Raw genomic sequence first — 6,806 nt, forward strand, 5'->3', positions numbered from 1 at the left:
ACTCCCGAAGGAGCTTCATCGCTCGACTTGCATGTGTTAGGCACGCCGCCAGCGTTCGTCCTGAGCCAGGATCAAACTCTCAATTTAAAAGTTTAATCTTTTTTAGCTCATCGCTATTTTAACACTTTGTGTTAAGAATTAACTGGTTTCATTCTTCTCTGTTTAATTTTCAAAGATCAATTCATATTAATCAAGCACCATTATCTCATCTCATGCTTATCCATTTATATACCGCATCTCTCAGCGACATGTGTTATTGTATCACACATAAATATTAAAACATATACTCTATATACCGATTTTTTAAATTTATTTTATTTTTTCTTTTAAATTCTCTCTTTTTCTTGTTATAATATATATTGATACACTAGACTAAGTTGTTGAAAATTTGATTATTATAGGTATTTAAAGTATATTTTTTAGAATAATATATTTAGGAGGTGTTTATATATGTCACGACTAGTTTCTATTTTTTCTATTTTTTTTGTAGCTAATGCTATCCTGGCTACAATAGTAATAATACTGGAAAGAAAAAGACCGGAAAAAACTATTGCTTGGTTACTTATAATAGTTTTATTACCTCCTATTGGTCTATTCTTTTATATGTTTCTAGGTCGAAACTGGAAAGTTCACAAATTAAATAAAGACTTTTCTCCTCAAGTAAAGGACCTTATTGGAAAAGTTTTAAATAAAATTGAAAATCCAGATTATATACCCTTAGTTAAACTATTAGCAGAAAATAGTGAATCTCCGTTATTTATAGATAACGATATAACAATATTTAGGGATGGTGATGAAAAGTTTAAAAAATTAAAAGAAGAAATAGAAAATGCAACCCAACACATTCACCTAGAGTATTATATTGTAAAAAACGATGTAATAGGTAACGAAATAAAAAATTTACTAATAAAAAAATCATTAGAAGGTGTTAAGATAAGATTTATTATAGATAGAGTTGGTTCAATTAAGCTCGGTAGAGCTTATATAAATGAAATGGTTGAAGCTGGCATAGATGTTGTCCAATATTCCTATTTTTTAGCTCCCCTTCTAAGACACATCAACACTCAAATTAATTATAGAAATCATAGAAAAATAGTAATAATAGATGGTCATGTAGGTTTTATTGGAGGCATTAATATTGGAGATGAATATTTAGGTAAGGGTAAACTAGGTTACTGGAGAGACACTCATATAATGGTAAAAGGAGACTTTGTTTTGGGCCTACAAGGAGTATTTATAGACGACTTTTGGACTATAAAAAAAGCTAATAAAGAGTATATGAATTTGGATAATAATTTCTATAGCTATTTCCCTGAACAAAAAAAATCTAAGGGGAAAATGATGCAACTTATAAAAAGTGGTCCTGATTCTCCTTACCCCGCAATAATGCAAGGTATATTAAAAATGATTTCTATGGCCACTGACCATATATATATAACTACTCCTTATTTTGTTCCACCAGAAAGCATAATGGAGTCATTGAAAATAGCTGCTTTGAGCGGCATTGATATAAGAATAGTATTCCCGGGGAAATATGACCATTTCACTGTATATTATGCATCTAGAACTTATTTAACTGAACTTATAAAATGTGGTGTGAAAGTGTATTTTTATAATAAAAATTCATTTATTCACTCCAAGGTTATGACTATTGATGGGAAAATATGTACTATTGGTACTGCTAATATGGATATACGAAGCTATGAATTAAATTATGAAATAAATGCAGTAATATATGATGAAGAAGTTACAGAAAAATTTGACGATCTTTTCTTTGATGACTTAAAATGTAGTATACAAATTAATGAAGATGATTGTAACAATATATCTACCTTTACTAAAGCCATAGAAGCTACTGCTAGACTATTCTCATCCTTATTATAAAATATATTTGCAATGAAGGGGGACATTAATATGACGCTAGAGGATTTAAAATTTGACATAAGAGAAATATGCAATAATTATAAGAAGGATTTTATTGGCGGTTGGATTACCGGTGATGGACCAATACCTTGCCATATATTATTTATAGGAGAAGCTCCAGGAAAAACTGAAGTGGAACAGGGGAAACCTTTTGTAGGTGTAGCAGGTAAAAATTTTGAATACTATCTTAATATGATAGATGTAAAAAGAAGTTCTATTAGAATAACTAATACCTGTTACTTTAGACCCATAAAGGTAAAAGAAACCAAAAACGGTAAGAAGTCTATTAGTAATAGAACCCCTAAAGTTTCAGAAATAAACTTATTTAATGATATATTAGATAAAGAAATCTCACTTGCAGATCCTAAACTAATAGTAACTTTAGGTAATATTCCATTAAAAAGACTGACAAATTTTAAATCTATAGGTCAATGTCATGGAGAAATAATATTTAATAATTATATAAACAAATATATTTTCCCAATGTATCATCCATCAGCATTAACTTATAACAGAAACGACACATTTAAAAATATGTATTTACAAGACTGGTTAAAGCTTAAAGAAACCTTAGATAAAATCTAAGGTTTCTTTAAGCTACTCTAATATTTTTTTTAATAATTTTATACATCCATTAACATCATCAAAATTTACCATCTCTGAAGATGAGTTTTTATACCTACATGGGATGCACAATTCCCCTGTTTTGATTCCATTTCTTTCTTTATGTATAACCCCTCCTTCTGATATATCATCTAAGATTATATTTTGAGTTCTTAAATTCAATTCACTGCTAGCCATTTCAATCATAGATTTTACATCCTCGTGCATTATTAATGTTTTATCCATTATGTTTATTCCTGGACCATTTCCTAATTTAAAACTATTTTTACCACTCAATGAATCTGATGACTGTTTTACATCTAATACTATACAATAATTAGGATCTACCTCATATGCAGCTGCTCTAGCCCCCCTATTTCCCATTAACTTTTGAGAAGAAAAAACAAAATATGTTTCCTTGTTTAATGTATTTATATCCATTAATAATTTTAGTAGTACATAACATCCTATTCTATTATCTAAATTAGGACTTATTATATTATTATTTTCTACCTCTAAGCATGGACCTACTAAACAAGCAGTATCTCCTATTTTAATTTTATTATTAACTTCTTCCTTATTTTTCGCCCCAATATCTATATACATATCATCTTTATTAATTATAATTTTTCCTATAGAACCATTCTTAAATCTTATATAACTATGACTAATATTATCAGTCTTAAAATTACCCAACTTTTCAACTCTTATAAATCCATTATCTTCTATATAACTAACTATAAATCCTATCTGATCCATATGGGTACATATCATTATTTTCTTTGACCCATTTCCAACCTTTACAATCAAATTTCCCATTTTGTCTTCTTTAATATCATATTCCTTATCCTTTAATACTTCTAATATGATACTTCTTACAAATTCTTCGTTTCCACTTACTCCAAAGGTATTTATAAGCTCACTTAACAATTTATCCATAGTACCTCCCCCTAACTTATTTAATTGTCTTAATATATTCATCAATTAACTTTGCTGTATTATTATAATCCTCAATACTAGCTACTGATATATTAGTATTTTTATACCTACATGGTATTGATATGCTAGCGACTCTTGTTCCTTCATTAACCATTTGAATAGCTTCTCCTTGATTTTTAGTAATTTTGTTGTTTTCTATCTGGTAAATAATACTTTTGTCTTCTGCTACTTTTACAATGTCTGCAGATAAATTAGTATCAAAAATATTTAATTTATTTTTTATAGCTATTACAGGACCAAAACCTATTTTATTTCCTACATAATGTTCTTTTATATTAGGTATATCCATAGCACTAGTAGAATCAACTATAATATTTATATCAGGTTCTATATTAAATGTAGATATATAAGCCCCTCTGTTTCCTACTTCTTTTTGAACATTAAAGGCCACATATAAATCACAAAAATAGTTTTTCATTAGTATTTCTATTAAAATACTGCACCCTAATCTTGAAGAAAGGGCCTTTCCCTTTACAAAGTTACTTCCAAATCTACCGCATTTAGTATCAAATACTACAAAATCTCCTAAATTCACTATTTCTTTAGTTTCTTCTTTAGAGTTTGATCCTATATCTATGCAACAATCTTCTAAACTCATAATTTTGCCTCTTTCAGTTTTACCTTGTAAGTGGATAGGCTTAACTCCAATAACACCTGGTATCTTATTAATTCCTACTAATACTACTTTAGCAGGTACTATTTTTTTATCTATATCTCCTAAAGGATAAAACTTCAATGTTCCATCCTCATTATATCCTGTTATTATAAAACCATTTTCATCCATATGTGTTGTAAGCAAAACTTTATTTCCGGTGCCCTTTTTATGTGCTATTAAATTCCCTACTTTATCTATAAAAATTTCATCTACAAATTGTTCTATCTCTTCTTTAATTAGCCTCCTCACATTCCCTTCATAACCACTTGGGGATGACGCATTACTTAAAGTTTCTAAAAACACACTATCTCCTCCAATTTAGTATAATCTAATCCCTGTATAAATTTAGCTATCAATCTGCCAGTATTTTTTATATCATTTATATCTATAACCTCTACTGAGGTATGCATATATCTTATAGGTATGGATATAAGCAGTGTTGGTATCCCAGTTCTTGTTATCTGTATATCCCATGCATCAGTACCAGTATTTCCTGGCTCAACTTCTACTTGAAAAGATATATTATATTCCTTTGCAAGTTTCATAATACTATCTCTTAATTGAGGATGAATATTAGGACCTATGCATATAACAGGACCTTCTCCAAGTTTATTTTCCCTCTCACTGTCTCCAAACTTACCTGAATCAAATGTAACATCTAAAGCTATGGCCAAATCAGGCTGTATATTATAACTAGCTGTTCTAGCACCTCTATGCCCTACTTCTTCTTGAGAAGAACATACAAAGTATACGTTCATATTATGAATGGAATTCATTAACTCCTTACCACACTCATATAAAGTTGCTATTCCAGCTCTGTCATCTATAGCCTTGCAAGTAACCTTATTGTTTAATAACTCATAAAAATCTCTATTTAATGTTACATAATCTCCTATGCTTACAATATCTTTAACTACTTCATATGTAAACCCTGTATCAATAAATAAACTGTCTATATCTATATCCTTATTCTTTTCTCCACCTTTTGTTGAAAATTTAGATTTAATTGACACTATTCCATTTATTTTTTCTTTACCATGTATAAATACCTGCTGATTTATTAATGTTTTAATATCTATCCCATTACCTTTAAATTTTAGAAACCCATTTTCATCTATATCCGTTACTATAAGAAAAACCTCATCCGCATGAGCCATAAGCATAATTTTACCTGACCCACTCCCCTTTTTATGTATAAATATATTATTTAAATTATCAATTGAAATATCTCCAAAATCTTTAAATATATTTTCTATAGTATTATATAACCAATTTTCTCTTCCACTAGGAGCATGTGCAGTACATAACTCTTTTAAAACTTCTTTACATTCCATATTTTATCACCCTTCTTAAAAACTCTACATACTTATCTTACCATATATCTAAAATTGAAAATAAAAATACCTCCAACAAAAACGTTGAAGGCGAAAATATCTATACTACTCTATATAATCCTCTTCTGTATCTTCCTCATCTTTATTTTTTATTATACTTACTTTTTCTTCAAGTTTTGAATTCTCTTCATTTAATACAGATATTTCCTTACAATTATCCTCTAAATCCTTATCTATTATTTCTCCATTCTCATACTTTTTAAAAACTAATTCTCCTATATCTTTATATAAACTTTCCATTCTATTTTTATTAGAAGATATTCTTATATTAAGCTTAGAAACCTCTACTATTTCACCTGATTTTTTGGCTACAGTAGCAGCACCATCTCCAACTGTTTTAGCTATTCTAGAAATACCCACAGTTATATTATCTTTAAGAGCCATATTATTCCCTCCTATTTTTAAATAGCCTTTATTTTTCATTAATTTAATCATATACCATTACTATTGTATGGTCAATATATGTTTAAAATATTTTAAATATTATAACTATTATATTTGCACGTATTTTAATTACATAATTACACAAATTAAGTATATATAAAGGAGGTAATTAAAATGAATTGGAATAAGAACTCATTTAAAGAAGAAATGGATGAAAAATTAAACTTATTAGAAGATAAAATCTCAGATTTAAAAAAAGAATCAAGAAAAGAGTTTAATAACCAGATATACGAACTAGATTCCAAGTTTAATAATTTAAAAATTAAGTACATGAATATTAAAATTTCTAATAAAAGTAACATGGAAAAATTTAAAGATGACTTAGAAAATTCATGGAGTGATTTAAAAAATACTACTGAAAAATTAACTAATAAAATAAAAAATTAATATAAAAAAACCTATCATATTATGATAGGTTTTTTTGGTGATCCACCGGGGAATCGAACCCCGGACACCATGATTAAAAGTCATGTGCTCTACCGACTGAGCTAGTGGATCATATTTCACCTGGCGACGACCTACTCTCCCACAAGGCCTCCCTTGCAGTACCATCGGCGCTTTGAAGCTTAACCTTCGTGTTCGGTATGGGAACGGGTGTTACCTTCAAGCCATAATCACCAGATACTGATTTACAGAAATCTTCGATTTCACTTTAAATCACTACTCCTCAGTTTCCTGAGTGAGTTATCTTTGAAAGAACTTATTCTTTCAAAATTGCACAAAGTAACATTTATTAGATCAAGCCCTCGACCTATTAGTATCAGTCAGCTGAATACATTGCTGTACTT

7 protein-coding genes, 1 tRNA gene and 2 rRNA genes are annotated in these 6,806 nt (G+C 28.8%); 3 read left to right on the forward strand and 7 right to left on the reverse strand.

Annotated elements, in window-relative coordinates; all coding sequences use genetic code 11:
- Window positions 1-87: ribosomal RNA gene (locus tag EJL03_RS15680) — 16S ribosomal RNA — on the reverse strand; the annotation flags it as partial.
- 363 nt (window positions 88-450) lie between these two features.
- Here EJL03_RS15680 and cls point away from each other — a divergent pair.
- Window positions 451-1,884 (forward strand): cardiolipin synthase, encoded by a 1,434-nt coding sequence (cls, locus tag EJL03_RS15685; protein ID WP_125154906.1) that lies wholly within the window; start codon window positions 451-453, stop codon window positions 1,882-1,884.
- A gap of 30 nt (window positions 1,885-1,914) precedes the next feature.
- On the forward strand, window positions 1,915-2,508 hold the full coding sequence (locus EJL03_RS15690; protein WP_125154907.1) for a uracil-DNA glycosylase: 594 nt from the start codon (window positions 1,915-1,917) through the stop codon (window positions 2,506-2,508).
- 12 nt (window positions 2,509-2,520) lie between these two features.
- Here the strand turns inward: EJL03_RS15690 and EJL03_RS15695 are convergent, their stop codons facing one another.
- The 4 genes from EJL03_RS15695 to EJL03_RS15710 all read right to left on the reverse strand — a co-directional run bounded on the left by EJL03_RS15695 (window position 2,521) and on the right by EJL03_RS15710 (window position 5,958).
- A complete protein-coding gene (locus tag EJL03_RS15695) occupies window positions 2,521-3,465 on the reverse strand; it encodes a zinc-binding metallopeptidase family protein (protein ID WP_125154908.1) in 945 nt (314 codons plus the stop codon).
- A 16-nt stretch (window positions 3,466-3,481) separates the two neighbouring features.
- The gene (locus tag EJL03_RS15700; RefSeq protein ID WP_125154909.1) at window positions 3,482-4,483 is read right to left on the reverse strand and encodes a M42 family metallopeptidase; all 1,002 of its coding nucleotides are present in this window, start codon (window positions 4,481-4,483) and stop codon (window positions 3,482-3,484) included.
- The gene (locus EJL03_RS15705) at window positions 4,474-5,514 is read right to left on the reverse strand and encodes a M42 family metallopeptidase (RefSeq protein ID WP_125154910.1); all 1,041 of its coding nucleotides are present in this window, start codon (window positions 5,512-5,514) and stop codon (window positions 4,474-4,476) included. Before EJL03_RS15705 ends, EJL03_RS15700 begins: the two co-directional genes overlap by 10 nt.
- A gap of 105 nt (window positions 5,515-5,619) precedes the next feature.
- A complete protein-coding gene (locus tag EJL03_RS15710) occupies window positions 5,620-5,958 on the reverse strand; it encodes a hypothetical protein (protein WP_125154911.1) in 339 nt (112 codons plus the stop codon).
- Between the two features lie 174 nt (window positions 5,959-6,132).
- On the opposite strand from EJL03_RS15710, the gene EJL03_RS15715 reads away from it, so the two are divergent.
- Complete coding sequence (locus EJL03_RS15715) at window positions 6,133-6,405, forward strand: sll1863 family stress response protein (RefSeq protein ID WP_125154912.1); 273 nt, start codon at window positions 6,133-6,135, stop codon at window positions 6,403-6,405.
- Window positions 6,406-6,440: 35 nt separating this feature from the next.
- Here the strand turns inward: EJL03_RS15715 and EJL03_RS15720 are convergent.
- Both EJL03_RS15720 and rrf read right to left on the reverse strand, forming a co-directional pair.
- Window positions 6,441-6,516, reverse strand: a tRNA-Lys gene (locus tag EJL03_RS15720).
- Window positions 6,517-6,523: 7 nt separating this feature from the next.
- Window positions 6,524-6,640, reverse strand: a 5S ribosomal RNA gene (rrf, locus tag EJL03_RS15725).
- Window positions 6,641-6,806: the final 166 nt, after the last annotated feature.

Origin of the sequence: Clostridium rectalis (assembly GCF_900626095.1) — a bacterium.
Taxonomy (GTDB): Bacteria; Bacillota; Clostridia; order Clostridiales; family Clostridiaceae; genus Clostridium_AS; species Clostridium_AS rectalis.

Excerpts from the sequence above, each read along its gene's own strand:
- EJL03_RS15705 (WP_125154910.1), bottom strand. The coding sequence starts at position 5,514 with ATGGAATGTAAAGAAGTTTTAAAAGAGTTATGTACTGCACATGCTCCT.
- EJL03_RS15690 (WP_125154907.1), top strand. The coding sequence starts at position 1,915 with ATGACGCTAGAGGATTTAAAATTTGACATAAGAGAAATATGCAATAAT.
- EJL03_RS15695 (WP_125154908.1), bottom strand. The coding sequence starts at position 3,465 with ATGGATAAATTGTTAAGTGAGCTTATAAATACCTTTGGAGTAAGTGGA.
- cls (WP_125154906.1), top strand. The coding sequence starts at position 451 with ATGTCACGACTAGTTTCTATTTTTTCTATTTTTTTTGTAGCTAATGCT.
- EJL03_RS15715 (WP_125154912.1), top strand. The coding sequence starts at position 6,133 with ATGAATTGGAATAAGAACTCATTTAAAGAAGAAATGGATGAAAAATTA.
- EJL03_RS15710 (WP_125154911.1), bottom strand. The coding sequence starts at position 5,958 with ATGGCTCTTAAAGATAATATAACTGTGGGTATTTCTAGAATAGCTAAA.